The organism is Zhouia amylolytica (assembly GCF_900116365.1).
Taxonomy (GTDB): domain Bacteria; phylum Bacteroidota; class Bacteroidia; order Flavobacteriales; family Flavobacteriaceae; genus Zhouia; species Zhouia amylolytica.
On sequence record NZ_FPAG01000001.1, the window covers coordinates 410,991 to 436,656 of the forward strand.

The following is a 25,666-nucleotide window of genomic DNA, read 5'->3' on the forward strand; positions in this document are numbered from 1 at the left end:
ATTATTAATCCCAAACAAGCGGACGATCGACTCCAAGTGTTCTTAAATAGCTCAATACTTGTCCTGCATGAACAGCTTCATGATACACCATCCGATTTAAATAATCCCCTAATTTTTTGTTCTGCCCTAATTCTTTCCTCACAATTCTTATGCTATCAAGATCAGTATCAGAAAGTTTTTTGATCATTCCAATAAAACTTTCCCTGTATTTTTGGGCAAAGTCAAGTTCCTTTTCCACATTTCCATAACTAAGACTTTCCCAAGGAGATTTATAAACACCTAAAACTCCTTCACCTTCTATAATTTTATGATATAAATGCTCCCCTTCTAGTACATGGCGAATTATTTCTATTAAGGAAAACGCATTTTTATCAGGCCTCCAATTTAAATATTCTACAGGAATTCCTCTCCATAATTTAGCACTTCGCCGTCTTGTTTCGGAGAAGTTTAATATTAACAATTCTGTTGCACTCATAATCTTTCTTGGTTTCAGCAAAACTATATCAACCGAATCTTGAATATTTCATTTTATAATGAAGTGTCAACTTAAGCGCCACACAAAGACAACCTACTTTTAATTTTTAACTTCCAACTTTATATTACCTTTGCAACATGTTAGAAGATAAGAATCCAAAGCGCACAACAGTATCAGATCTTGGCGAATTCGGCCTGATCGATCATCTTACGAAATATTTTGATCCCATCCATGAATCTACCATCAAAGGCGTCGGAGACGACGCGGCTGTCTTAGATTTTAAGGGTCATAAAACGGTAATCTCAACAGACCTTCTGGTTGAAGGGGTTCACTTCGACCTCAGCTACACGCCTTTAAAACATTTAGGCTACAAGGCTGTAATGGTTAACTTATCTGACATCTATGCAATGAATGCACTTGCTACCCAAATAACGGTATCCATTGCTGCCTCTAACAGATTCCCTCTTGAGGCTCTTGAAGAACTCTATGCAGGTATTCAATTAGCTTGTAAAAACTATAAGGTGGACCTGATAGGAGGCGATACGACCTCATCCAACAAAGGGCTTTTAATCTCTATCACTGCAATAGGTAAGGCTACAGACAATGAAATCACCTATAGAAGTGGGGCACAACCCAACGACCTCCTTGTTACCAGTGGAGATATTGGCGGGGCATATATGGGCTTACAAATACTGGAACGTGAAAAAGAAGTTTTCAAAGTAAACCCTAACAACCAACCTGATCTTTCTCCATATTCATATATTATCGAAAGACAATTAAAGCCAGAGGCTCGCAAAGACATACCACAACTTTTGAAAGATCTTGAGGTAAAACCTACTTCGATGATTGACATTAGCGACGGACTTTCTTCAGAAATCATTCATATCTGCAAGAACTCTAAAGTAGGATGCAATTTGTTTGAGGATAAAATACCTTTGGACCCTCAGGTAATTTCCACATGTGAGGAATTTGATCTCAATAGCACTACAGTTGCACTGAGCGGCGGCGAAGACTATGAATTATTATTCACTATTTCTCAGGATGATTACCCTAAAATTAAGGCAAATCCACACCTTACCGTCATAGGCCATATGACAGCAGAGGGTGAAGGCATTCATCTCATTACACGAGCAAACACAAAAATCCCAATCACATCTATGGGTTGGAATTCATATAGTGAAAACAACAATGAGACGGAAAAAGATTAGTATTCTAAGGCTTGCCTATGCCTTTTACGGTAGAAATGAGCCAATGTGTTATTGATTTCTTTTCTTTCGGGGGTCAAGCTCACTATATGACCTCTATCATCGGTAGTTTTTTCACATTTGCAAACAGAGCATTGAAATTCTGTAACATGTGGGGTCACTTTTTTTGAGACTTTGTATCGATGACCAAAAATGCTGCATAAGCAATTAGCCAAAGAAAATCCGGGGGTTTGCTTAGATTTTGACATACGTATTTTTTGATTTGGGTGGTCTAATTTATTAAAATCTAGCCTTTTATCAAATACTTTTTAAAAAAATAAGCAAGTTTTTCACAAATTCTTCCTGATTTTCTATATAAGACATGTGCCCATCCTCCAGTTCAACAGCCTCTACATTGTTGTTTCTGGTTTGCTCTAATAAGTCATTATAGTTTAATACTGGATCCTTTTTTCCAATAATTATCATTTTCCGATAAGGAGAAAAATGCAACAACACTTCTCTGTCATCTCTTATTTTCATCCCCTCTAAAGCGGCCACAATTCCTTGCAAAGGAGTCTGAAGTGCCTGTTTTTTTAACTCCTTAATCTCTTCAGCAAAGATTTTCCTGTTCTTAGGTCTAAATAAATTTGTGATCGCCATTCTAATAAAGCTTTTGTGGTTATATTTTACAGCTTCAATAGCACGATCCCTATTCTTCTTCTTTTCTTCGGAATCAGCTCTCGAAGTAGAATTCAGCAAAACCAACCCCTTCACATTGTCAGGATTTTTCTCAGCGAATGCCAAAGCTACATATCCTCCCATTGAATGCCCAACGAATACAGATTTGCGTATTTTAAGATAATTCAAAACAGCCTCCACTACTTCAGCCATCATCTCCATGGTATGTACATAACCAAAACATCCAGTTTTACCATGCCCGGGAAGATCAATGCTAATCACCCTGTATTTAGAAACAAAATATGACTTCACCTCTTTCCAAATAGTACTATTTTCTAAAAATCCATGCAGAAAAACTACAGCAGTCCCTTTGCCTTCATCTTCGAAATAAACTGAAGTTCCTTTATGCAAAATCTCCATCACCTTCTTTGTTTAAAATTCTTAATTTAGACTTCTATTAAAAACGCGTCAAAGATATTAACTACATGAACAAAACGAAAGAAACTCTGCTAACCGCTTTTGCCTTGTTTTCTTTATTCTTTGGTGCCGGAAATCTTATACTCCCACCATTTTTGGGATACAATAGTGGCGATCAATGGTTTTTAACATCGATTGGGTTTTCAATTTCAGCGGTCCTAATACCAATACTCGGTATCTATGCACACGCAAAGATACAAGGGACTATGATCGACTTCGCAAAAAAAGTGTCTCCTGTTTTTAGTTTTGTATACTGCTCATTAGTATACCTGATAGCCATAGGTCTACCATCCCCGAGAACAGCCTCTGTTACCCACGAAATGGCCATTAGTCCTTATTTTAATGTTTCACCGTTAATCACAAGTACAGTTTATTTTATATTGGTTTTTATAATCGTCATTAATCGCTCTAAACTCATCGAGCTTATCGGTAAATTTATAACACCATTAATTCTATTCATATTAATAAGCATCATGGGTGTATCTATCTTTTCGAATAACAGCCCAGCCGCAAATTCACCTTATCCAAAACCCTTTTCTTCGGGAATTTTAGAAGGATATCAAACTTTTGACGCCATAGGAGCTGTTGTTGTAGGCGCCGTTATCATAATTTCCATTAACATAAGAAGTAATGAGACCTATATAGCAAAAAGAAAGCTAATCAGCAGAGCAGGTATTCTGGCTGGCCTGGGACTATTTATAATTTACACCGGACTTATCTTTACCGGTGCTTTGTATGGCCCTGAATTTTCAGATAATGTTTCGAGAACTAATCTCCTAAACGGAATAGCTGCCAAAACTTTAGGCAGCATTGGTCGTCAGTTTCTAAGTATCCTGGTTACGCTTGCGTGTTTCACGACTGCAGTAGGTATAGTTACAGGAACTTCAGACTACGCAAAACAAATCTTCAACAATTCCAAAACTGCCTTCCTCATTACAGCTATCCTGGGTTGCAGTCTGGGCATACTGGTGGGGCAACTTAATGTTGGTTACATTATTGACATAGCAATTCCTGCGCTGGCATTTATTTACCCAATCACCATCGTACTGATCATACTCAATGCAATTCCTGCGAAATATACTTCTTCTGTTGTTTTCAAAATGGTAGTAATCACCACCATTTTATTCAGCATTCCAGATTTTATACAAACCCTGGGACTTCATCAGGATTTCTCATCATGGCATCAATTTATACCATTTTCGGAACACCAATTGGGTTGGACCGCACCTGCCCTTATTGCTTTAATAGCAACAAACATTTTTTTAAAATATTCTGACAAGCTTAAATCGACAAGCTAATTCATTTCTTTTCCTTTTTAATTCAAGGTGGTTATCCACCAAACACATCCCATTGGGTCTTCGAACCCGGCACTTCTTGTTTCATCATCTTCATTCATCGGAAACATTAGAGGAACTGCACCATTATCCAGCGCCTTGTAAAAGATAGCATCTGCGTCATTGACATAAATATAAAATGCTGATTTTGAAGAAACATCACCCTTAACGGCCTGAGTAATCATCACCGTGGTATCCCCCACTCTTAATTCCGAATACTCTACCCGTTTGTGCCTATCCAATCTCCTCACTCTTTCTTCAGCATTAAATATTTTTCGAGTGAAATCAATAAACATATCGATGTCCTTTAGCATTAAAAAGGGCATCATTTGCTGATGCCCAACGGTTATTTTCGTTCTTTTCATCTTGCACTTGATTTTTGAATTAGTGCAATAACGAATGAAGAGAAATATTATTGAATATGAAAACTATTTCTTGTTGTTCATATATTCTTCGATTTCACCTACTTCAATTGGTATATTCTTCATTAAATTAATTGGTTCACCAGATTCCTGAACCACCACATCATCTTCTAGTCGAATTCCCAAGTTTTCATCTGGAATATAAATCCCAGGTTCTACCGTAAATATCATATTAGATTTAATTGGGGTTTTAAGTTCGCCATAATCATGAGTATCTAAGCCTAAATGGTGACTTGTTCCATGCATAAAATATTTTTTATATGCCGGCCATTCGGGGTTCTCATTTTGCACATCGGCTTTATCTAACAACCCCAACTCTAACAACTCAAAAGTCATGAATTTACCGACTTCTTTATGGTATTCCTTCAAAATTGTGCCTGGAACCAACATTTTTGTCGCCTCCTTCTTAACCCTCAAAACTGCATTATACACATCCTTTTGCCTTTGCGTAAAACGACCATTCACAGGAATTGTTCTTGTCATGTCACTACTGTAATTAGCATATTCGGCTCCCACATCCATCAAAAGCATGTCACCATCCTTACATTCCTGGTTGTTTTCAATATAATGCAATACACAAGCGTTAAAACCCGAGGCGATTATTGGGGTGTAAGCGAATCCTCGCGATCTATTACGCAAAAATTCATGCATATATTCAGCTTCTATCTCATACTCCATTACTCCGGGCTTTACAAAATTCAGAACCCGTTTAAATCCTTTTTCAGTAATTTCACAGGCATGCTTTAAAATAGCTGTTTCTTCTATCTCCTTCACTCCTCTTAACTGATGCATTACCGGATTACTTTTTTCCCATTTATGGGCTGGGAATTTCTCTTTACACCATTTTATAAATCGATCTTCCCTGGTTTCAGTTTCAACCGCCAATCCTCCACGGTAATGTTCATTAGTGTTGAAATAAACAGTATCTGCTTCAGTCATTAATTCGAAGAAGATCTTTTCAAACTCAGACAACCAATAAACAGTTCTGACCCCACTTATTTCGAATGCCTTTTCTTTACTTAGTTTTTCGCCTTCCCAAATCGCTATATGCTCATTAGTCTCTCTAACAAATAAAACCTCTCTATGCTTCTCCTCATGAGCATCAGGAAATAACAACAATACGGTCTCTTCCTGATCGGCTCCGGTTAAATAAAAGAGATCTCTTGCCTGCTGAAACGGAATAGTTGAGTCAGCTCCAATTGGATAGATGTCATTTGAATTAAAAATTGCGATACTTTTTGGCTTCATAGCAGCCATGAACTTTGTCCTATTTTTTACAAAAAGATTTTTGTCTATCGGAAGGTATTTCATATCAATATATTTAAAAACAAATTTATACATTTGATAATGAATTACATATTAATCGGATGCAAAATATAACTAACTACCTGTTACTCTTTATAGGATTCATCACGCTCAGCGCCACCGCTCAAATCAAAGATCCATATCGCATTTTTAACCAGAAAGGCAAGCAAGTGTCTTATAAAAAAATGCTTAAAGATCTCTCCAGATCGGAAGTCATACTTTTTGGCGAACTGCACAACAACCCTATAGCCCATTGGCTTGAATATGAAGTCACTTCTGATTTATTGAAATCCGATTCTTTAATTCTTGGGGCAGAGATGTTTGAAGCAGATGACCAAAACACTCTCAATGATTACCTCATGGGGTTCATAAATGCAAAAACCATGGATTCAATCATCAGTCCCTGGCCTAACTATAACACGGACTATAAACCATTGGTGGATTTAGCAAAAAGAAACAAGCTAAGTTTTATTGCTACCAATGTACCCCGAAAATACGCCAATCTGGTATTCAAAAAAGGATTCGAGGCCCTTGACCCCCTTACTGATCAAGAAAAAAATTATATAGCTAAACTTCCAATTGCTTATGACCCGAACCTCCCCTCATATAAGGCTATGCTAGAAATGATGCCGGGACATGGAGGAGCAAACCTGCCCAAGGCGCAAGCAATTAAGGATGCTACAATGGCCTTCTTTATATTAAAACATTTAAAAACCAACCACCTCTTCATCCATTACAACGGGTCTTATCATTCTAATAATTTTGAAGGAATTGGTTGGTATTTAAAACGACAACGTTCAGAATTAAACATAAAAACCATTAACATTGTAGAACAAAAAGCACTCAGGAAACCAGAAGCAGAACATATGAATTCGGCTCACTACATTATAGTTGTTGACAAGGATATGGCTAAAACGTATTGATAAAACCGTTAAACTTCTTTTAATCTTTTTGAGGTTATTTTAACAATCTCTATTTTCATCCGCTAGTAAAACAATCATTAATATGAAAAAACATATACTCCTAGCTGGTATTATATCAGCCTTCAACCTTATTCAGGCACAACAACCCCCCACCGCTCCAGATCTTGTTGAGAAAAGCGTTTCAGACCATGAAAACATGCGTGAAAAATCAATAGTCAAAAACCTTCCTTTCACCAGTATCGGACCCACTATTATGAGTGGACGGGTAGTGGATTTGGATGTTAACCCCAATGACCCTTCGGAGTTTTATGTTGGCTACGCTTCCGGCGGTGTATGGCACACTAATAATAACGGGACAAGCTTCACTTCCATAATGGACCAAGCTCCAACTCAAAATATCGGTGACATAGCAGTTGACTGGAAAAATGGCACCATTTGGGTAGGAACCGGAGAAAACAATTCCTCTCGCTCTTCATATGCGGGTATTGGAGTTTTAAAAACGACTGACCAGGGAAAAACATGGAAAAATGTGGGACTCAATGACTCCCATCATATCGGGAGAATTATCATAAATCCAACAAATCCTAATGAGGTTATAATCGGGGTTACAGGACATTTATATTCAAAAAACAGCGAAAGAGGTGTTTATAAAACTTCGGATGGAGGATTAACCTGGAAGAAAACGCTCTATATTAATGACGAAACAGGTATAATAGACTTAGTACATTCTCCTGATAATTTTAATGTCATGTATGCTGCTGCATGGGAAAGAGACCGTAAAGCATGGAATTTTACAGGTAGTGGTGACAATTCCGGAATCTACAAAAGTACCGATGGTGGAGATAGCTGGTCATTAATTACTTCTAAAAACAGTGGATTTCCTACAGGAGAGGGTGTTGGAAGAATCGGATTGGCCGTATATGACGACAATACCTTATTTGCTGTCCACGACAGTCAATTTCACAGAGAGAAAAAAGACGATACTTCCGACAGTTCAGATAAACTCACCAAAGACGACTTTAAATCAATGCCGATGGATGAGTTTATGAAGCTTGACAATAAAAAGCTAAATGAGTTCTTAAAAACGAATGGGTTTCACGAAAAATACCGCGCTCAAAATGTAAAACAACTAGTTAGCACCGGAACTGTAAAACCAAATGATTTGGCCAAGTATCTAGAAGACGCCAACGCTTTACTTTTTGACACACCAGTAAAAGGCGCTGAGGTATATAAAAGCACTGATGGTGGAAAATCCTGGCATAAAACACATGAAGAGTACATCGATGGATTATTCTATAGCTATGGTTATTATTTTGGAGAAATCAGGGTCGACCCAAGCAATGCCAATAAACTTTATATAGGCGGAGTTCCACTCGTTAAATCCGATGATGGTGGTAAAAACTGGAAAATCATCAGCAAGGAAAACGTACATGCTGATCATCAGGCATTATGGATCAACCCGAATAAGTCAGGACACTTAATCAATGGAAATGATGGTGGCGTTAACATTTCCTATGATGACGGCGAACACTGGATTAAAAATAACACTCCTGCAGTAGGTCAGTTTTATGCAGTTAATATCGACCATCAAAAGCCTTACAATATATACGGAGGATTACAGGACAATGGGGTATGGACCGCACCTCATAACGCTCGACAAGATCAAAGCTGGAAACAGTATGGTAGCTACCCCTGGAAGGAATTAATGGGCGGTGACGGAATGCAAGTACAGATTGACAACAGAAATCATAACATTATTTATACGGGTTATCAGTTTGGAAATTACTACAGAATAGATCAAGAAAAAAACAAGAGAGTTTATATACAACCAAAACATGAACTTGGCGAAAGCCCTTATCGATTCAACTGGCAAACCCCAATACTGCTCTCTCCGCACAATCAGGACATTTTGTATTTAGGAGGTAATAAGCTAATGCGCTCCATGAATCAGGGCAATGATTGGACTGCGATATCAGAAGATTTAACAAATGGGGGAAAACCAGGTAATGTAGCCTATGGAACACTCACAACCATTTCAGAATCTCCTTTTGAATTTGGTCTGATTTACACAGGAAGTGACGATGGAATGATACATGTAACCAAGAACGCCGGTGCCAGCTGGGAAGTTATCTCCTCAAACCTGCCAAAGGATTTATGGGTATCAAGGGTTATTGCCTCCTCTCACAAGAAAGAAAGAGTTTATGTCACTTTAAACGGTTATCGCTGGGACGATTTTAATACTTATGTTTACATGAGTGACGACTATGGAAAAAACTGGAAAGACATCAGTTCGAATCTTCCAATTTCTCCAGTGAATGTGATTAGAGAAGACCCAACGAATCAAGATCTGTTATACCTTGGAACCGATAATGGTTTGTTTGTTTCATTAAACAGCGGTAATTCGTGGGAGGCATTCGGTAAAAACCTTCCTATGGTAGCAGTGCACGACCTTGTCATTCAGCCCGAAGCTAAGGACCTCGTTGTTGGGACTCATGGAAGGAGTATCTACATTGCTGACATTGCTCAATTACAGCAATTAACGGAAAATTCCATGACACAAGAGGTTATTCTTTTTGATATTAATGATATTAGACATTCTACTCGTTGGGGTAACAAGTGGAGCCAGTGGTCTGAAACCTATGAGCCACACATTACCATTCCTTTTTATGTGTCTAGCTCTAAACAATTAAAAGCCAATGTAGTAACCACAAACGGCATCGTTGTAAACTCGTTAGCTCTGGATGCAGACCAAGGGTTAAATTATAAGAAATTTGATCTCACTTTTTCGGATAATGGGAGAAAGGCATATGCCAAAAAGAATAAAAACGCCAACCTGAAAAAGGCAGCGAATGGCAAATACTACCTACCTAAAGGGACATATAAAATAATTGCAGGAACCAAAGAAAAACAATTCACTGTAAAGTAATTAAAAATTTAGGTGGCTTGATCAAGCCACCTAAATACTGAAAACCAACGCTTTTTTAAAACTAACTTAAATTAACTTACAAATATCTATGTAGGGTTTTAATTGGTTATCTCAAATATAACCACTCAATACATTTTAAAACAGGGGTTATTTCCCCATTGTTAATAGTATTCCTCCCGTTTATTGTTAAATTTCAATCGTTTTAGCTGCCATTCTTTGTTAAATTTCAATTTATTTTAAACTCATTCTAAATTGCGCTCAAATTAGAATCTAAAGTTTGTTAATGAATTGCCTGTACAGTATTTTTGTTCATCAATAAAAATCATCTACTAATGAGCGGAATTTTAAATTCATCAATAGCGAGAAAAGTCGCAATGGCTCTTTCTGCTATATTCTTATTAATCTTCCTTTTACAACACTTTTTAATAAATTTCACATCTGTTATCAGTGAAAATCTATTTAATGAGCTTTCTCATTTTATGGGCACAAATATTCTAATTCAGGCTGTCATGCAACCTGTACTGATTTTTGCCGTTGTTTTTCACTTTGTAATGGGCTTTATTTTAGAAGCTAAAAATAAAAGTGCTCGTAAAATCAAGTATGTTAGCTATAATGGTGGCGCAAATTCGTCATGGATGTCAAGGAATATGATATACAGCGGCCTTGTGATCTTAGCTTTTCTTGTGTTACACTTCATTGACTTCTGGATTCCTGAAATGAACTATAAGTACATTCAGTTCAACCCTGAAGACCCAACCCGTTATTATGGTGAGCTAGTTCATAAGTTTGAAAGCCCATTAAGAGTTGGCGCTTATGTTGTGTCTTTTGCCTTGTTATCTCTACACCTTTTGCATGGATTTCAGTCATCTTTTCAATCTGTAGGATGTAATGGCAAATACACACCGGCATTAAAGGCTTTCGGGAAATACTTCGCAATCTTGATCCCTCTTGGGTTTATTTTCATTGCTCTTTTCCATCATTTTAACCATTAAAGATCAATTCAAATGGCAACATTAGAATCAAAAATACCACAGGGGCCAATAGGCGATAAGTGGACAAATCACAAGAACAATATAAACCTGGTAAATCCAGCCAACAAACGAAACATAGATGTTATCGTAGTTGGTACTGGTCTTGCCGGAGGATCGGCTGCAGCTACATTAGCAGAACTTGGATATAATGTAAAGACTTTCTGCTATCAAGACTCACCTCGTCGTGCACACTCGATTGCAGCCCAGGGAGGTATCAACGCTGCTAAAAATTATCAAGGCGATGGTGATTCCACCTATCGTTTGTTTTACGACACCGTTAAAGGTGGTGATTACCGCGCTCGCGAGGCGAATGTTTATCGATTAGCAGAGGTTTCTGCAAACATTATCGACCAATGTGTGGCGCAAGGAGTTCCTTTTGCTCGTGAATATGGTGGGTTATTGGATAATCGCTCTTTCGGTGGTGTTTTAGTATCGCGAACGTTCTATGCTAAGGGTCAAACAGGACAACAGCTTTTATTGGGTGCTTATGCGGCTATGAACCGTCAAATCAACCGAGGTAAAATTGAGTCTTTTAACCGTCATGAGATGCTCGACATCGTAGTTGTAGATGGTAAAGCACGTGGAATCATTGCAAGAAATATGGTTACAGGTGAAATTGAAAGACACGCTGCGCATGCGGTTGTCATTGCTTCAGGAGGATATGGGAACGTATTCTTTCTTTCAACAAACGCAATGGGAAGTAACGTGACAGCTTCATGGAAAATCCATAAGAAAGGTGCGTATTTTGCCAATCCATGCTTCACGCAAATCCACCCGACTTGTATTCCAGTTTCAGGTGATCATCAATCAAAACTAACATTGATGTCTGAATCACTTCGTAACGATGGCCGTATATGGGTGCCAAAGAAAAAGGAAGATGCGATTGCAATTCGTGAAGGAAGACTAAAACCTACTGAATTGGCGGAAGAAGACAGAGATTATTACCTGGAAAGAAGATATCCTTCATTCGGTAACCTGGTACCTCGAGATGTTGCTTCAAGAGCAGCAAAAGAAAGATGTGATGCCGGGTTTGGTGTTAATGCTACCGGTGAGGCCGTATTTTTAGATTTTGAATCTGCTATTATGCGCTACGGTAGAGAACAAGCCGCTATTCACGGTAATCACAATCCAAGCGATGCAGAGGTTCGTAAACTTGGGGAAGAGGTTGTTGAAAATAAATACGGAAACCTTTTCCAGATGTATGAGAAGATCGTTGATGAGAATCCATATAAAACGCCAATGAAAATTTACCCTGCCGTTCACTATACAATGGGTGGTATTTGGGTTGATTATAATTTAATGACTTCTATCGAGGGATGTTACGCCATTGGTGAGGCCAATTTCTCTGACCACGGAGCTAACCGTCTAGGAGCTTCAGCGCTAATGCAAGGATTAGCCGATGGTTATTTTGTACTTCCCTATACTATAGGAGATTATTTATCGCAAGATATCAGGACAGGTAAAATATCTACTGAGACTCCTGAATTTGAGGAAGCTGAAAAGAATGTTCAAGGTCAAATTGACGCTCTAATAAACAATAATGGCTCCAATTCTGTTGATCATTACCACAAAAAACTTGGTAAAATCATGTGGAATAAATGTGGAATGGCAAGGAACGAACAAGGACTTAAGGAAGCTATTAAAGAAATCAAAGAACTACGTGAAGATTTTTACAAAAATGTTCGCGTTACAGGAAGTGCTGACAGTAAAAATGCTGAGTTAGAAAAAGCAATGCGTGTTGCTGACTTTCTGGAATTAGGTGAATTATTCGCCAAGGATGCCCTACACCGAAATGAATCATGCGGTGGACACTTCCGTGAAGAATATCAAACGGAAGAAGGTGAAGCCTTACGTGACGATGAGAACTTTAAGTATGTAGCCGCATGGGAGTATAAAGGCGAACCAAGTGATGCAGTACTTCACAAGGAGGACTTAGAGTATAAGAACATCGAATTAAAAACAAGAAGTTATAAATAGATATCAGTATTGAGACATGGGATGTTAGACTAACTGCTCAAAACTCAATACTCAATACTAAAATCTAAATATTATGAATCTTACATTAAAAATATGGCGTCAAAAAGACGCAAACACTCAAGGAAAGATCGTTGATTATCCTATCAGCGAGGTATCTCCGGATATGTCTTTTCTTGAAATGTTAGACGTTTTAAATGAACAATTAATCTCAAAAGGGGAAGAGCCCGTTGAGTTTGATCATGACTGTAGAGAGGGTATATGCGGAACTTGTTCATTACAGATAAATGGTGAGCCACATGGTCCGGATCGCGGAGTTACGACTTGTCAATTACACATGCGTATGTTCAAGGATGGTGACACTATTTTTATAGAACCCTTCAGAGCGAACGCCTTTCCTGTAATTAAAGATTTAATTGTAGATCGAAGTTCTTTTGACCGTATTCAACAAGCTGGTGGGTTTATTTCGGTAAACACCTCAGGTAACACCATAGATGCAAACTCAATTCCGGTAAACAAACACGATGCTGATAAGTCATTTGACGCAGCAACCTGTATTGGGTGTGGTGCTTGCGTAGCAGCCTGTAAAAATGCCAGTGCCATGTTATTTACATCTGCAAAAGTTTCTCAATTTGCCTTATTACCACAAGGACAAGTTGAAGCTACGGATCGCGTAATGAACATGGTTCGTCAAATGGATCTTGAAGGATTTGGAAACTGTACGAATACAGGAGCCTGTGAAATAGAATGCCCTAAAGGTATTTCTTTAGAGAATATTGCAAGAATGAACAGAGAATATCTAAAAGCTTCTACGAAGTAATTAATATTTTTTAAAGTCTTTATACGATCCCGAACATAAATTGTTCGGGATTTTTTATTTTTAGACAATGCAAAACAACTTATTAGAAATAGACCAGCTCTCCATTGCTTTTTCCACAGAAAAAAGACACCAGACCGTTGTTAGAAATATTTCCTACAGCCTCAAAACGAATGAAATTTTAGGAATCGTTGGAGAATCCGGAAGTGGAAAGTCTGTAAGTTCACTTGCCATAATGGGGCTTTTACCCAAGAAAATTTCAAAATTGGAATCAGGATACATCCGATTTGAAGACAAAGAATTAACTTCCATAGCCCATAAAGACTTTCGAAAAATCAGAGGAAAAGAAATAAGCATGATATTTCAAGAGCCCATGAGTTCCTTAAACCCTTCTTTGAAATGCGGAACTCAAGTTATGGAAATACTTTTTCAACATTCCTCAATGACTTCAAAAGAGGCAAAAGAAGAAACTCTGGCTCTTTTTAAAAAAGTCAAACTTCCGAGACCAGCCTCTATTTTTGACAGTTATCCTCACCAAATAAGTGGAGGACAGAAACAGCGGGTTATGATTGCCATGGCCATTGCATGCAAACCAAAAATTTTAATTGCAGATGAACCGACCACTGCCCTTGATGTTACCGTTCAAAAGGAAATTATAGCTCTTTTAAGAGATCTTCAGAAAGAAACTGGCATGAGTATCATTTTCATCTCTCATGACCTATCACTGGTCTCTGAAATAGCCGACAGTATTGTAGTTATGTATAAAGGAGAAATTGTGGAGAAAGGAGCAACCAATAAAATCTTTTCCAATCCCCAACACACCTATACGAAAGCACTACTTAATGCGCGTCCACCACTAAACAAAAGACTTGAAAAACTAGCTACCATAAAAGATTTTTTGGATGGAAGTTTTGAACCAAAAATAATATCAGAAGATAAACGAAAAGAAATACAGGCAAAAATCTATGAGCAACCTCCGATACTTGAGGTTATAAATATTGAAAAGACTTATTTTTCAAAGGCAGGATTATTTAAAAAGGATGCTTTAAAAGCCGTTAACAACGTAAGCTTTAAACTCTATGAAGGTGAAACCCTAGGCCTGGTAGGAGAAAGTGGTTGTGGTAAATCAACATTAGGAAACACCATTCTTCAACTAGATAAAGCCACTGCGGGAACCATTCTCTATAAGGGAGAGGACATAACCCTGCTTAATAAAAAAGCGCTCAGAGAACTAAGAAAAGAGGTTCAGATAATTTTTCAGGACCCCTATTCCTCATTAAATCCGAGAATCCCCATTGGAAAAGCAATTTCAGAACCCATGAAGGTGCACAAGATTTATACCTCCGAAAAGGACCGTAAGAAAAAAACAATTGATATTCTAGAACGGGTCGGGCTCTCTGAAGAACATTATAGCCGATATCCTCATGAATTTAGTGGAGGTCAGCGACAACGTGTAGGAATTGCAAGAACAATTGCTCTGAACCCAAAACTCATCGTTTGCGACGAATCGGTATCTGCATTAGATATCTCAGTACAGGCTCAGGTATTGAACTTGTTGAATGAACTAAAAGAAACTTTTGGTTTTACCTATATCTTCATTTCTCATGATTTGGCGGTGGTTAAATTCATGGCGGACCAATTATTAGTCATGAACAATGGTAAAATAGAAGAATTAGGAGACGCAGATTTAATATACTCAAACCCGACATCTTCATACACTAAAAAACTAATCGATGCCATTCCAAAAGGAATTTAGCATCGACGTTTTTTAGCTTCCGCAAATTATACATTTAATTTTTTAATGTTCACAGATTCATCTCAGGCACATCCCCGTCAATGATCAAGGTACCATCAGTAGCGTCCTTTATACTATCAACACTAACACCTGGTGCCCGTTCTAACAATTTAAACCCTTTATTTGTCACCTCTATCACTGCTAAATTAGTGACAATCTTCTTTACGCACTGTACTCCGGTTAAAGGCAAACTACATCTTTTTAGCAATTTAGAATCTCCTCTCTTATTGGTATGCATCATAGCGACGATGATGTTCTCAGCCGAGGCCACCAAATCCATAGCACCTCCCATTCCTTTAACCATTTTGCCAGGGATTTTCCAGTTGGCAATATCCCCATTCTCAGACACCTCCATGGCTCCTAAAATAGTAAGATCAACATGCTTCCCCCGGATCATCCCAAAACTTAATGAAGAATCAAAAAAGCTTGCTCCTGGCAAGGTTGTAATCGTTTGCTTACCAGCATTAATTATATCGGCATCCTCCTCACCTTCAAAAGGGAAGGGCCCCATTCCTAAAACTCCATTTTCACTTTGAAACTCTACCGAAATATCATCTCTAACATAATTAGCGACAAGTGTGGGAATTCCAATTCCGAGATTAACATAGTAGCCATCTTTAACCTCTTTAGCGATTCGCTGGGCAATCTGTTCTTTTGATAAACTCATAATTAATCTCTTTTTCTAACGGTACGCTGTTCGATTCGCTTTTCGAATTTTTCACCTTTAAAAATACGTTGTACAAATATTCCTGGTATATGAATTTGATTTGGATCTAATGACCCTACAGGCAGAAGTTCTTCGACTTCGGCAACCGTTATTTTAGCCGCCCCACACATAACCGGGTTAAAATTTCTAGCAGTTCCTTTGAAAATCAAATTACCGGCTTCATCTCCCTTCCATGCCTTTACAAAAGCAAAGTCAGCTTTGAAGGCATGCTCTAAAACATACATCTTACCATCGAACTCTCTGGTTTCCTTCCCTTCAGCAACTTCAGTTCCAAAACCAGCAGGGGTATAAATTGCAGGTAAGCCAACTTGAGCTGCCCTACAACGCTCTGCTAATGTTCCCTGAGGGATTAATTCAACATCAAGTTCACCACTAAGCATCTGCCGTTCAAATTCATCATTTTCTCCAACATATGAAGAAATCATTTTATTTATCTGATGATTCTGTAAAAGCAAACCAAGACCAAAGTCATCGACCCCGGCATTATTTGAGATACACGTAAGATCTTTTACGCCCAGTTTTACAAGCTCCGATATAGTATTTTCAGGAATACCACATAAACCGAACCCTCCGAGCATAAAGGTCATGCCGTTATCGACCCCTAGAAGTGCTTCAGACACCGTACTGACTTTCTTTTTGATCATTCGTAAAATTTTAGCTGAAAATTACGAATATTTCAACGAATTGCAGAATTAATCTCTTAAAATCACGAATATGTTATCAACAAAATAAATGAAGTAAACTAAGGTCTCAATACTTTAAATTACAGAAGAATCCAACAATATACAACCTGCATTCGCCATAGCTTTTAACGCGATTTCACCATCATCAGGATTTACATTAACAGCTTTGACCGCATCTGTTAAAACAAATGTTTTAAATCCGTTATCCACAGCATCCAAGGCAGTAGATTTAACACAATAATCCGTTGCCAGACCTACTACATAAAGTTCATCTACTCCCTGTTTCCTGAGATATGCAGCCAGATCAACATTACTAGCATCAAAAGCAGAATATCCATCATCAAGAATTCCTGTCCCTTTTAAGAATACCTGCTGTATATTATTGGTGTTTAACGATGGATGAAACTCGGCTCCTTTAGAGAATTGAACGCAATGTTTAGGCCATTTTAAAAAATGATCCGTTTGGTCCGGATGCCAATCTTTAGAAGCAATGACCAAATCAAATCTATGAGCAATATTATTAATAACATCTGTTATTTCTTCACCTCCTTTGGCCTCTAAAACACCTCCAGTGCAAAAATCGTTTTGAACATCGACTATTAACAACGCCTTCATAGTGCTACCCTTAATTAAAAGTCTATTTCAACCTCTTCCGCTTCAACAGGCTTATCTTCTTCCTCCACAGGTTTATCACAATCTACTCTAATGGTAAGCTCCTCAGGTTCCTGAAAAGCCTCTTTAGAAACTCCTAGATCCTCATTATTGTAACACTTCCTCATGTATAGTGCCCAAATAGGAAGTGCCATACTCGCTCCCTGACCATAGGTAATACTAGCAAAGTGAGCTGCACGATCTTCAGCACCTACCCATACACCTGTTACAAGATTAGGCACCATCCCCATAAACCAACCATCACTTTGATTATCAGTTGTTCCGGTTTTACCAGCAATCGGATTGTTGAATTCATATGGATAACCCGTTATGATCTCTTTATAAACAGCTGTACTAGCCCATTTATGTCTAAGACGGGTTCCTGACCCACCTTGAGTTACCCCTTCCATAAGTTTTACAGTGGTATAAGCAACTTCATCACTAACTACATCCCGAGTTTCCGGCACATACTCGTATAACACCGTACCGTTCTTATCTTCAATACGAGTTACCATCACCGGTTTTACGTATACCCCCTGATTGGCAAAAGTTCCATAGGCGCCTACCATTTCATACACTGAAATATCCGGGGTTCCTAACCCTATAGACGGTACTGGTAAAATCTCTGCTTCAACGCCTAGCTTTTTTACCATATTAACCACAGGCTGAGGCCCAACCTTATCCATTAATCTTGCGGTTAAAGAGTTTACTGAGTTTGCCAAGCCATCTTTTAACGACATCATTTCTCCCGTAAACTTACCATCAGCATTTTTCGGACACCACGGCTCAGGATTTCCATATTTATCTTTCTCTATACAAAACTGAACATCCGGTAATGAATCGCAAGGCGACACATGTAATTGATCTATAGCTGCAGCATAAACAAAGGGTTTAAACGTGGATCCTACCTGGCGCGAACCTTGCTTTACCTGATCGTACTGGAAATGCCTGTAATCGATTCCTCCAACCCATGCTTTAACATGACCGGTCTGAGGCTCCATAGACATCATTCCTGTACGCAGGAATTTCTTATAATAACGAATTGAGTCTAGAGGTGTCATTAAGGTGTCTATTTCACCTTCCCAACTAAAAACCGTCATCTCAATTTCCTTATCAAAAGAGTCCCTGATTTCTTTATCATTTTTTTTCAGGTCATATTTCATATGTCTCCAACGTTCAGATTGCTTTATTGAGCGCTCCAAAAGGTTATCAATTTCATCATTTGTAAGTCCTAAAAATGGTGCTGTTGGATTTCTATCAGGGGTATTTTGATGAAAAAATTCAGCTTGCAAACGCGGCATGTGCTCATTTACAGCTTCTTCTGCATATGCCTGCATTCTAGAATCGATGGTGGTGTATATTTTAAGTCCATCTAAATATATATTATACTTTTCCCCATCCGGTTTAAAGTTTTTAGGGTCTTCAGCCCATTTTTTCAACCAATCTCTTAAGTACTCTCTAAAATAAGTGGCGATCCCTTCTCTATGGGATTCCGGATGGAAGTCTATTTCCAATGGTAGCTGCTGGAGAGAATCTTTTAACTCTTCTGAAAGAAAATCGTTTTTCTCCATTTGACTTAACACTGTATTTCGTCTGTCCAAGGTCAGTTTTTCTCTTCGAAAAGGATTATAAAGAGAAGAATTCTTTAGCATACCTACCAACATAGCAGATTCTTGAATGCTCAGGTTTTGAGGTTCTTTCCCGAAATAAATTCTTGCAGCGGAGCGAATCCCGTCTCCATTATAACCGAAATCATACTGATTGAGATACATGGCTATAATCTCCTCTTTGGTATATTGCTTTTCCAGACGCACTGCAATCACCCATTCTTTAACCTTTTGAATAACCCTAGCTACAATATTACTTGAGGCCCTTTCTGTAAATAAAAGTTTAGCCAATTGCTGTGTAATGGTACTGGCACCACCCTTACTCCCCATATATGCAACAGCTCTTAAGGTACCTCTTGCATCTATCCCGGAATGGTCGTAATAACGTTCATCTTCTGTTGCTATCAAAGCTTTCACCAGATGGTCTGGCAATTCACTAAAACTTACAGGTGTTCTATTGGCATCAATATAAAATTTTCCCAAGGTCTCACCATCAGATGAGACAATTTCAGAGGCAAGATCTGTTTGCGGATTTTCTAAGACTTCAAATGTTGGAAGTTTTCCAAAAACTCCCCAAGATGCTAACAAAAACACTAGTACTCCTGCTGCAACACCGCTTGCAAACAACAACCAAAACCACTTAATAAATTTAAGGAAACCTGTATTCCCCTTTTTCTTTTTAGCAACAGACTTCTTTGCCATGTTATTCTTTATTTGCTTTTTCTATTTTAATCCCAATATCCGTAATTCCATCTAATTCCTGAATCCCTTCGACAGATCCAACCTTTCTCATTGCCTGTTCTACGGTAATCTTATATTCTCCATTTCGAGGAAAAACCACATTCTCTTTGTACCAAAGTTTACTTTCCTTTAAAGAACTAAAACCTTTTCCCAGCCATTCACCATTGGGCTCAGCCATCATATATTCTAACGTATCTGTAATTGTTTCATTGTCTGGAAAATCAAGATTTACAATTAAAAACAAGTTACTGTACTTATATTCCTCATTATTTCTGAGGTTCACAAAAATATTATATGGTTGAACTGAATCGGGCGCCTTGAACTGAAAGGTGATTTTTTCGTCTTTTCCCCAACTATTGCTTATTGACTTATACTCTGAGTAAATGCTTTTTGAGTCGCAAGAAAACATAATAAACAACACCAGACAATACGCAGAAAACTTAGCCATTCTTCGATTTTTTTCTGTTGTTATTTCTTGGTCGTTTCTTCCTTTTTTTCCCGCGTCCCTTTTTTGGCTTATCAAAACGTGTAAGACTATCTTGCCCTACTACATTTTCGTAGGTAGCGTCCTTCTGATCGTCTTCCAAAAGTTCGGCTGCATATTCTTCTAAACTAGCCACTGGTTTTCGCTTCTTACTCAAATCAATAATTTCATTAACCTGCTGAACAGTTAGCTTATGCCAGGCCGAAGGTTCATCCAGATAACAAAACCACATTAACCCTTTGAATATGTCTATTTTCTGACAAGCGGCAAGTCCTTTTTGCGTTTTAAGTTTAACATCCTGTTCCGGAAACTCCTTTAAAGCATCAAGATATGCATCAAGTTCATAGTTCAGGCAACACTTTAACTTACCACATTGCCCTGCAAGCTTTTGGGGATTAAGTGATAATTGCTGATATCTGGCAGAAGCGGTATTTACCGACCTGAAATCGGTTAACCAAGTTGAACAGCACAATTCACGTCCGCAAGATCCAATTCCTCCCAATCTGGCCGCCTCCTGACGATACCCGATTTGTCGCATCTCAATACGAATTCCAAACTCCCGTGCCATATCCTTAATAAGCTGACGAAAATCAACACGTTCTTCGGCGGTATAATAAAATGTCGCTTTAGATCCATCGCCTTGAAACTCTACATCTGAAAGTTTCATTTGAAGTCCTAATGCTAATGCCAGCTCTCTGGATTTCTTTTGAACGGCAGGTTCTTTATCACGCGAATCATGCCAGATATTTATATCTTTCTGTGAAGCTTTACGGTATACTTTAGGAAGTGTTTCCTCATTCCAATCAACCTTTCTCTTCTTCATTTGTACCTTTACCAATTCTCCGGTAAGAGTAACAATACCTACATCATGTCCTGGAGCAGCTTCTGTAGCTACAACATCACCAATAGAGAGTGTTAAATTATCTGGATTTCTAAAGTATTCTTTTCTACTATTTTTAAATCGAACTTCTACGCAATCGAATCGCTCTTCACCTGCAGGTAACGCCATATTAGACAACCAGTCAAAAACGGTAAGTTTATTACAACCATCAGTACCGCAGGTTCCATTGTTCTTACATCCGCGTGGCAGCCCATCCTTACCGGTGGCACAACTGCTACATCCCATAATTTTATATCGTTGACCTGTTAACTTTCAGTAAATGAGTGCTAACAGGGAAGGTTCATAATTAATTACTCAATGTTGTAAAGATACAATTAATTATAACTGAAGCAAAAACTAGCTTTCAGGAACATTTTTCTTAAATTTTAAGACTTCTGAACGTCCTTTTTTAAAGATAGCATTGCTTTTATATTGTCCTCTTCTAAGTCTTTTTTGCTCTTCATAGGGCAAAGCAGCTATTTCTTTACAGTTATCTGAACAACAATTATTCATTTTTACAGCACATTCCTCGCACTGTATAAACAATAAATGACAAGCCTCATTAGCGCAATTTACATGAGTGTCGCATGGTTTCCCACATTGATGACACTGCGCAATAACATCTTCCGAAATACGCTCTGACCTTCGCTCATCAAAAACAAAATTTTTGCCTATAAATTTATTGTCAAGACCTTTCTCATCGACCTGTCTTACATAATTAATGATTCCCCCTTCTAATTGGTAAACATCTTTGAAACCTTTGTGTTTAAAATAAGCACTTGCCTTTTCACATCGAATTCCTCCGGTACAATACATAACGAGTTTTTTATTTTCCTTATGCTCACTGAGATCGTCTTCAATAATTGGCAGAGAATCTCTAAATGTATCCACATCTGGAGTAACTGCATTTTTAAAATGCCCTATCTCACTCTCATAGTGGTTTCTCATATCAACCAACACAGTGTTAGGGTCCTCTATTAGTTCATTAAATTTTTCAGCATCGACATGGACACCAATATCAGTAACATCGAAAGTATGATCATTCAAACCATCAGCAACAATCTTTTCACGCACCTTCACTTTCAATTTTAAAAAGGAAAAATTATCTTGTTCGACAGCTATATTAAGTCTAACATTTTCAAGAAATGAAATCGTATCAAGATGGCTTTTAAAAGCTTGAAAGTGATCTGCCGGAACCGACAATTGGGCATTAATACCTTCGTTTGCCACATATATTCTACCCAAAACATCTAATTCATTCCAGGTAACAAACAAATGATTTCTAAGAATTTCAGGATTTCCAATCTTGGCGTACTTGTAGAAAGAGATTGTTAAACGATCTTTTCCTGCTTCTTCAATTAAAGCAGCTCTTTCTTCAGCACTTAAATTATTGTACAGTTGCATGCTATACTATTTTTAAGGTTAAAGAATAATTACTCACCAGGTGAGCTTAATTTATTTTATAATTTCTAATTCAAAATTAAAAAATCCCCCATTACTTTATGAGGTAATTTTCAAGATAATCACCCACTATATTTTTTTGGTAGTGATAATCTTTACCGGACAGGCCTTTTGAGCTTCAGAGCACTCTTCAAAAATGGTATCATCATGTGATTTTAATGTGAAAAACCCTTTTTTTTCTGTAGCATGAAGCAATACAGATTTTCCATCTTTTTTCGACATTTGAAATTGTCCCGGCGCCATTTCAACACAATAATTGCACCCAATACATTTTGCACGTTGCAATGTAATTACTACCATTAAGCCTGTACTATTTTATATAACTTGTCTGATAAACGAACTCTGAAACCTGTAGGTATCGTACAGGAATCACCCTTTTTAGCAGTGTTCAATTTCTCATCATTAACCATCATCTCGGTCAACTCAAACTCTTCAACTCCAGTGGTCGGCCCCGTTATTAAGAGTTTATCACCAACTTTAATATCATAGGCTTCAATCTTAAATTCAGCTACATTGGCTTTAGGAAAATAATGCATTCCTTTACCCACATACACTTTCTTCTGTGTAGCCTGTGAACCTGGCCCTTCGCTCCACTCGCCTAATTTCTGACCTAAATAATAGCCACTCCAAAAACCACGATTATATACTTTCTGTAAAGACTCCATCCAATCCGACACTTTTTCTTTGCTGTAATTACCTTCGTAATATGCGTCAATAGCCTCCCTATAAGTCCGAATAACCGTTGCCACATACTCTGGAGCTCTTCCTCTTCCTTCAATTTTCAGGACTTTAGCTCCGGCATCGATTACGTGATCTAAAAAGTCGACAGTACAAAGGTCTTTAGGAGACATCATATACTCATTATCAATCTCCACCTCAAAACCACTTTCCTGATCAATTACGGTATACTTCTTTCTACAGTTTTGTTTACACGCCCCTCTATTAGCTGATGAATTATGTGAATGCAAACTCAAATAACATTTACCGGAAACTGCCATACACAAAGCTCCATGACCAAAAATCTCAATTTCCACTAAATTTCCTGATGGCCCTTTGATTTGCTCTTTTTCTATTTGTTCGGTGATTTTTTTCACCTGTCGAAGACTTAACTCACGACTCATTACCATTGTATCAGCAAACATAGCATAGAATCGAACTGTCTCGATGTTGGTTATGTTTATTTGTGTAGATATGTGCACCTCCAGATTAATCTGTCGGGCATAGGCAATAACAGCCTGATCCATAGCTATTACAGCAGTAATCTCTGCCTGCTTAGCCGCATCTAACACAGTTTTTATAATAGAAAGGTCGTGGTCATACACAATCGTGTTTAAGGTGAGATATGTTCTAACCCTATATTCCTTACAACGTCGTGCAATTTCAGGCAAATCATCAAGTGTAAAGTTGATACTGGCTCTCGCCCTCATATTCAACTGCTCCACTCCAAAATAAACAGAATCAGCACCGTTTACAATCGCGGCTTGTAACGATTCAAAGTTCCCCGCAGGCGCCATTAGCTCAATCCTTCCAGAATCAGTCATTTTGTTGATTATTAAAATCTTACTATCATTTTGCGCGGCAAAGATAATCATTTAGAAACAAAAAGCGCCTCATATACATGAAGCGCTTTTCACAACCGGCCTGTTACAATAAAACCATCTTACCTAACCATCAAACATCTTAGCCTTAAAAGCAACCTGACCGGTTAATATTTTACAAAGACTTAGTCGTAGAAAACAACACCACCTAACACCTGTTTTTTATAATTTTAACTGATTTAATCTTAACTCACTCAGCCTATTATAAAGATAAGAAAAACAAAGGTTAAAAGAATGGCAAAACATGTTAATGTTTTTACAAACTGCGTAATATTAATCGTTAATTTAAAACTGAAAGCTAAGCACTTACAGGCTACATTCTAAATTTATTCAACTTGAATACTCTTTACCGATAATTCAAGTTAAATATTTATAGGTATAAAAAGAAAATAGTATTTTAGCACGATTCATTAATTCACAGAAAAACACAATCATGAGTTCAGATAAAGAAGCGAAATTAAAAGCACTGAAACTAACCCTAGACAAGCTAGATAAAGCATACGGGAAAGGTGCTGTTATGAAGATGGGAGATAGTGCAGTTGAAGAAGTTGAAGCTATACAAACAGGATCCCTTGCCCTTGACATTGCCTTAGGTGTTGGTGGTTATCCGCGAGGAAGAGTTATTGAGATATTTGGACCAGAATCTTCTGGTAAAACAACATTAACACTCCATGCAATTGCCGAAGCTCAAAAAGCGGGAGGTATTGCTGCTTTCATTGATGCAGAGCATGCTTTTGACAGGTTTTATGCAGAAAAACTAGGTGTAGACATTGACAACCTTATTATATCTCAGCCTGACCATGGAGAGCAAGCTCTAGAAATAGCCGACAATTTAATTCGTTCCGGAGCTATTGATATTGTTATTATCGACTCAGTTGCTGCTCTTACTCCTAAAAGCGAAATTGAAGGAGAAATGGGAGATTCTAAAATGGGACTCCATGCCCGATTAATGTCTCAGGCTTTAAGAAAACTAACTTCTACCATCAGTAAAACGAAATGTACGGTTATATTCATTAACCAGTTACGGGAGAAGATTGGTGTAATGTTTGGTAATCCAGAGACCACTACTGGAGGTAATGCTCTTAAATTCTACGCTTCTGTTCGATTAGATATAAGACGTTCGACTCAAATAAAAGGAAATGATGGAGACGCATCAGGACATAAAACCCGAGTGAAAGTAGTTAAAAATAAAGTTGCTCCTCCATTTAGATCAGCGGAATTCGACATCATGTTCGGTGAAGGGATCTCTAGAGTAGGTGAGATTCTCGATATGGGAGTAGAATACGAAATCGTAAAGAAAAGTGGTTCATGGTTCAGCTATGGTGACACCAAATTAGGCCAGGGAAGAGATGCTGTTAAATCTTTACTACAGGATAATCCTGAACTAATGGAAGAACTGGAACAAAAAATACGAGAAGCCTTAAAAACTCTTCAAAATTAAAATCCCGATTACCTCGGGATTTTTTTTTGCTCAAAACGCAACCTTTTCAAAC

The 25,666-nt window shown here is 37.9% G+C and carries 22 protein-coding genes; 9 read left to right on the forward strand and 13 right to left on the reverse strand.

Annotation, left to right across the window (positions count from 1 at the left end; all coding sequences use genetic code 11):
* Positions 1 to 4 precede the first annotated feature (4 nt).
* Positions 5 to 475 (reverse strand): DinB family protein, encoded by a 471-nt coding sequence (locus BM361_RS01760; protein ID WP_074976507.1) that lies wholly within the window; start codon positions 473 to 475, stop codon positions 5 to 7.
* Between the two features lie 137 nt (positions 476 to 612).
* On the opposite strand from BM361_RS01760, the gene thiL reads away from it, so the two are divergent.
* Positions 613 to 1,683, forward strand: a complete 1,071-nt coding sequence (gene thiL / locus BM361_RS01765) for a thiamine-phosphate kinase (RefSeq protein WP_074976509.1) — start codon at positions 613 to 615, stop codon at positions 1,681 to 1,683.
* 294 nt (positions 1,684 to 1,977) lie between these two features.
* On the opposite strand, the gene BM361_RS01775 is transcribed toward thiL, so the two are convergent.
* A complete protein-coding gene (locus BM361_RS01775; protein WP_074976513.1) occupies positions 1,978 to 2,757 on the reverse strand; it encodes an alpha/beta fold hydrolase in 780 nt (259 codons plus the stop codon).
* Between the two features lie 65 nt (positions 2,758 to 2,822).
* Here BM361_RS01775 and brnQ point away from each other — a divergent pair, with 65 nt between their 5' ends.
* Positions 2,823 to 4,112: a branched-chain amino acid transport system II carrier protein gene (gene brnQ, locus BM361_RS01780; protein WP_074976514.1), complete on the forward strand. Its 1,290-nt coding sequence runs from the start codon at positions 2,823 to 2,825 to the stop codon at positions 4,110 to 4,112.
* A gap of 17 nt (positions 4,113 to 4,129) precedes the next feature.
* Here brnQ and BM361_RS01785 read toward each other — a convergent pair whose 3' ends face one another.
* Both BM361_RS01785 and BM361_RS01790 read right to left on the reverse strand, forming a co-directional pair.
* Entirely contained in the window at positions 4,130 to 4,513 is a 384-nt protein-coding gene (locus tag BM361_RS01785) for a VOC family protein (RefSeq protein WP_038268437.1), read from the reverse strand.
* A gap of 63 nt (positions 4,514 to 4,576) precedes the next feature.
* Entirely contained in the window at positions 4,577 to 5,881 is a 1,305-nt protein-coding gene (locus BM361_RS01790) for an aminopeptidase P family protein (RefSeq protein WP_038268668.1), read from the reverse strand.
* A 56-nt stretch (positions 5,882 to 5,937) separates the two neighbouring features.
* On the opposite strand from BM361_RS01790, the gene BM361_RS01795 reads away from it, so the two are divergent.
* The 6 genes from BM361_RS01795 (at position 5,938) to BM361_RS01820 (ending at position 15,302) form a co-directional block, all read left to right on the forward strand.
* Positions 5,938 to 6,798, forward strand: coding sequence for a ChaN family lipoprotein (locus BM361_RS01795; protein WP_074976516.1), 861 nt, complete (start codon positions 5,938 to 5,940; stop codon positions 6,796 to 6,798).
* A gap of 82 nt (positions 6,799 to 6,880) precedes the next feature.
* Positions 6,881 to 9,724, forward strand: coding sequence for a WD40/YVTN/BNR-like repeat-containing protein (locus BM361_RS01800; protein WP_074976519.1), 2,844 nt, complete (start codon positions 6,881 to 6,883; stop codon positions 9,722 to 9,724).
* Positions 9,725 to 10,056: 332 nt separating this feature from the next.
* On the forward strand, positions 10,057 to 10,716 hold the full coding sequence (locus BM361_RS01805; protein WP_038268431.1) for a succinate dehydrogenase cytochrome b subunit: 660 nt from the start codon (positions 10,057 to 10,059) through the stop codon (positions 10,714 to 10,716).
* Between the two features lie 12 nt (positions 10,717 to 10,728).
* The gene (locus BM361_RS01810) at positions 10,729 to 12,732 is read left to right on the forward strand and encodes a fumarate reductase/succinate dehydrogenase flavoprotein subunit (RefSeq protein ID WP_038268429.1); all 2,004 of its coding nucleotides are present in this window, start codon (positions 10,729 to 10,731) and stop codon (positions 12,730 to 12,732) included.
* A 73-nt stretch (positions 12,733 to 12,805) separates the two neighbouring features.
* The gene (locus tag BM361_RS01815; protein ID WP_038268427.1) at positions 12,806 to 13,549 is read left to right on the forward strand and encodes a succinate dehydrogenase/fumarate reductase iron-sulfur subunit; all 744 of its coding nucleotides are present in this window, start codon (positions 12,806 to 12,808) and stop codon (positions 13,547 to 13,549) included.
* 67 nt (positions 13,550 to 13,616) lie between these two features.
* Positions 13,617 to 15,302 (forward strand): ABC transporter ATP-binding protein, encoded by a 1,686-nt coding sequence (locus tag BM361_RS01820; RefSeq protein ID WP_038268423.1) that lies wholly within the window; start codon positions 13,617 to 13,619, stop codon positions 15,300 to 15,302.
* 49 nt (positions 15,303 to 15,351) lie between these two features.
* Here the strand turns inward: BM361_RS01820 and BM361_RS01825 are convergent, their stop codons facing one another.
* From BM361_RS01825 to BM361_RS01865, 9 genes are all read right to left on the reverse strand, one after another.
* Positions 15,352 to 16,008, reverse strand: a complete 657-nt coding sequence (locus BM361_RS01825) for a CoA transferase subunit B (protein WP_074976521.1) — start codon at positions 16,006 to 16,008, stop codon at positions 15,352 to 15,354.
* A gap of 2 nt (positions 16,009 to 16,010) precedes the next feature.
* Positions 16,011 to 16,712, reverse strand: a complete 702-nt coding sequence (locus BM361_RS01830) for a CoA transferase subunit A (RefSeq protein ID WP_038268417.1) — start codon at positions 16,710 to 16,712, stop codon at positions 16,011 to 16,013.
* A 114-nt stretch (positions 16,713 to 16,826) separates the two neighbouring features.
* Positions 16,827 to 17,366 carry an isochorismatase family protein gene (locus tag BM361_RS01835; RefSeq protein WP_038268414.1) on the reverse strand — a complete coding sequence of 180 codons (540 nt, stop codon included), beginning with the start codon at positions 17,364 to 17,366 and terminating at the stop codon, positions 16,827 to 16,829.
* 14 nt (positions 17,367 to 17,380) lie between these two features.
* On the reverse strand, positions 17,381 to 19,711 hold the full coding sequence (locus tag BM361_RS01840) for a penicillin-binding protein 1A (protein ID WP_038268411.1): 2,331 nt from the start codon (positions 19,709 to 19,711) through the stop codon (positions 17,381 to 17,383).
* 1 nt (position 19,712) lies between these two features.
* Entirely contained in the window at positions 19,713 to 20,198 is a 486-nt protein-coding gene (locus BM361_RS01845) for a gliding motility lipoprotein GldH (RefSeq protein WP_038268408.1), read from the reverse strand.
* Entirely contained in the window at positions 20,191 to 21,360 is a 1,170-nt protein-coding gene (locus BM361_RS01850) for a PSP1 domain-containing protein (RefSeq protein WP_038268405.1), read from the reverse strand. The genes BM361_RS01845 and BM361_RS01850 overlap by 8 nt, the downstream gene beginning before the upstream one ends.
* A 111-nt stretch (positions 21,361 to 21,471) precedes the next feature.
* The gene (gene trhO, locus BM361_RS01855) at positions 21,472 to 22,518 is read right to left on the reverse strand and encodes an oxygen-dependent tRNA uridine(34) hydroxylase TrhO (protein ID WP_038268403.1); all 1,047 of its coding nucleotides are present in this window, start codon (positions 22,516 to 22,518) and stop codon (positions 21,472 to 21,474) included.
* 126 nt (positions 22,519 to 22,644) lie between these two features.
* A complete protein-coding gene (locus BM361_RS01860; protein WP_038268401.1) occupies positions 22,645 to 22,875 on the reverse strand; it encodes a ferredoxin in 231 nt (76 codons plus the stop codon).
* On the reverse strand, positions 22,875 to 24,116 hold the full coding sequence (locus tag BM361_RS01865; RefSeq protein ID WP_038268667.1) for a peptidase U32 family protein: 1,242 nt from the start codon (positions 24,114 to 24,116) through the stop codon (positions 22,875 to 22,877). The genes BM361_RS01860 and BM361_RS01865 overlap by 1 nt, the downstream gene beginning before the upstream one ends.
* A 490-nt stretch (positions 24,117 to 24,606) precedes the next feature.
* Here BM361_RS01865 and recA point away from each other — a divergent pair, with 490 nt between their 5' ends.
* Entirely contained in the window at positions 24,607 to 25,614 is a 1,008-nt protein-coding gene (recA, locus tag BM361_RS01870) for a recombinase RecA (RefSeq protein ID WP_038268397.1), read from the forward strand.
* The last annotated feature ends 52 nt before the right edge of the window (positions 25,615 to 25,666 follow it).

Bases quoted from the DNA above. Each gene is read 5' to 3' on its own strand.
- BM361_RS01760 (WP_074976507.1), bottom strand. From the start codon at position 475: ATGAGTGCAACAGAATTGTTAATATTAAACTTCTCCGAAACAAGACGG.
- thiL (WP_074976509.1), top strand. From the start codon at position 613: ATGTTAGAAGATAAGAATCCAAAGCGCACAACAGTATCAGATCTTGGC.
- BM361_RS01775 (WP_074976513.1), bottom strand. From the start codon at position 2,757: ATGGAGATTTTGCATAAAGGAACTTCAGTTTATTTCGAAGATGAAGGC.
- brnQ (WP_074976514.1), top strand. From the start codon at position 2,823: ATGAACAAAACGAAAGAAACTCTGCTAACCGCTTTTGCCTTGTTTTCT.
- BM361_RS01785 (WP_038268437.1), bottom strand. From the start codon at position 4,513: ATGAAAAGAACGAAAATAACCGTTGGGCATCAGCAAATGATGCCCTTT.
- BM361_RS01790 (WP_038268668.1), bottom strand. From the start codon at position 5,881: ATGAAATACCTTCCGATAGACAAAAATCTTTTTGTAAAAAATAGGACA.
- BM361_RS01795 (WP_074976516.1), top strand. From the start codon at position 5,938: ATGCAAAATATAACTAACTACCTGTTACTCTTTATAGGATTCATCACG.
- BM361_RS01800 (WP_074976519.1), top strand. From the start codon at position 6,881: ATGAAAAAACATATACTCCTAGCTGGTATTATATCAGCCTTCAACCTT.
- BM361_RS01805 (WP_038268431.1), top strand. From the start codon at position 10,057: ATGAGCGGAATTTTAAATTCATCAATAGCGAGAAAAGTCGCAATGGCT.
- BM361_RS01810 (WP_038268429.1), top strand. From the start codon at position 10,729: ATGGCAACATTAGAATCAAAAATACCACAGGGGCCAATAGGCGATAAG.
- BM361_RS01815 (WP_038268427.1), top strand. From the start codon at position 12,806: ATGAATCTTACATTAAAAATATGGCGTCAAAAAGACGCAAACACTCAA.
- BM361_RS01820 (WP_038268423.1), top strand. From the start codon at position 13,617: ATGCAAAACAACTTATTAGAAATAGACCAGCTCTCCATTGCTTTTTCC.
- BM361_RS01825 (WP_074976521.1), bottom strand. From the start codon at position 16,008: ATGAGTTTATCAAAAGAACAGATTGCCCAGCGAATCGCTAAAGAGGTT.
- BM361_RS01830 (WP_038268417.1), bottom strand. From the start codon at position 16,712: ATGATCAAAAAGAAAGTCAGTACGGTGTCTGAAGCACTTCTAGGGGTC.
- BM361_RS01835 (WP_038268414.1), bottom strand. From the start codon at position 17,366: ATGAAGGCGTTGTTAATAGTCGATGTTCAAAACGATTTTTGCACTGGA.
- BM361_RS01840 (WP_038268411.1), bottom strand. From the start codon at position 19,711: ATGGCAAAGAAGTCTGTTGCTAAAAAGAAAAAGGGGAATACAGGTTTC.
- BM361_RS01845 (WP_038268408.1), bottom strand. From the start codon at position 20,198: ATGGCTAAGTTTTCTGCGTATTGTCTGGTGTTGTTTATTATGTTTTCT.
- BM361_RS01850 (WP_038268405.1), bottom strand. From the start codon at position 21,360: ATGGGATGTAGCAGTTGTGCCACCGGTAAGGATGGGCTGCCACGCGGA.
- trhO (WP_038268403.1), bottom strand. From the start codon at position 22,518: ATGCAACTGTACAATAATTTAAGTGCTGAAGAAAGAGCTGCTTTAATT.
- BM361_RS01860 (WP_038268401.1), bottom strand. From the start codon at position 22,875: ATGGTAGTAATTACATTGCAACGTGCAAAATGTATTGGGTGCAATTAT.
- BM361_RS01865 (WP_038268667.1), bottom strand. From the start codon at position 24,116: ATGACTGATTCTGGAAGGATTGAGCTAATGGCGCCTGCGGGGAACTTT.
- recA (WP_038268397.1), top strand. From the start codon at position 24,607: ATGAGTTCAGATAAAGAAGCGAAATTAAAAGCACTGAAACTAACCCTA.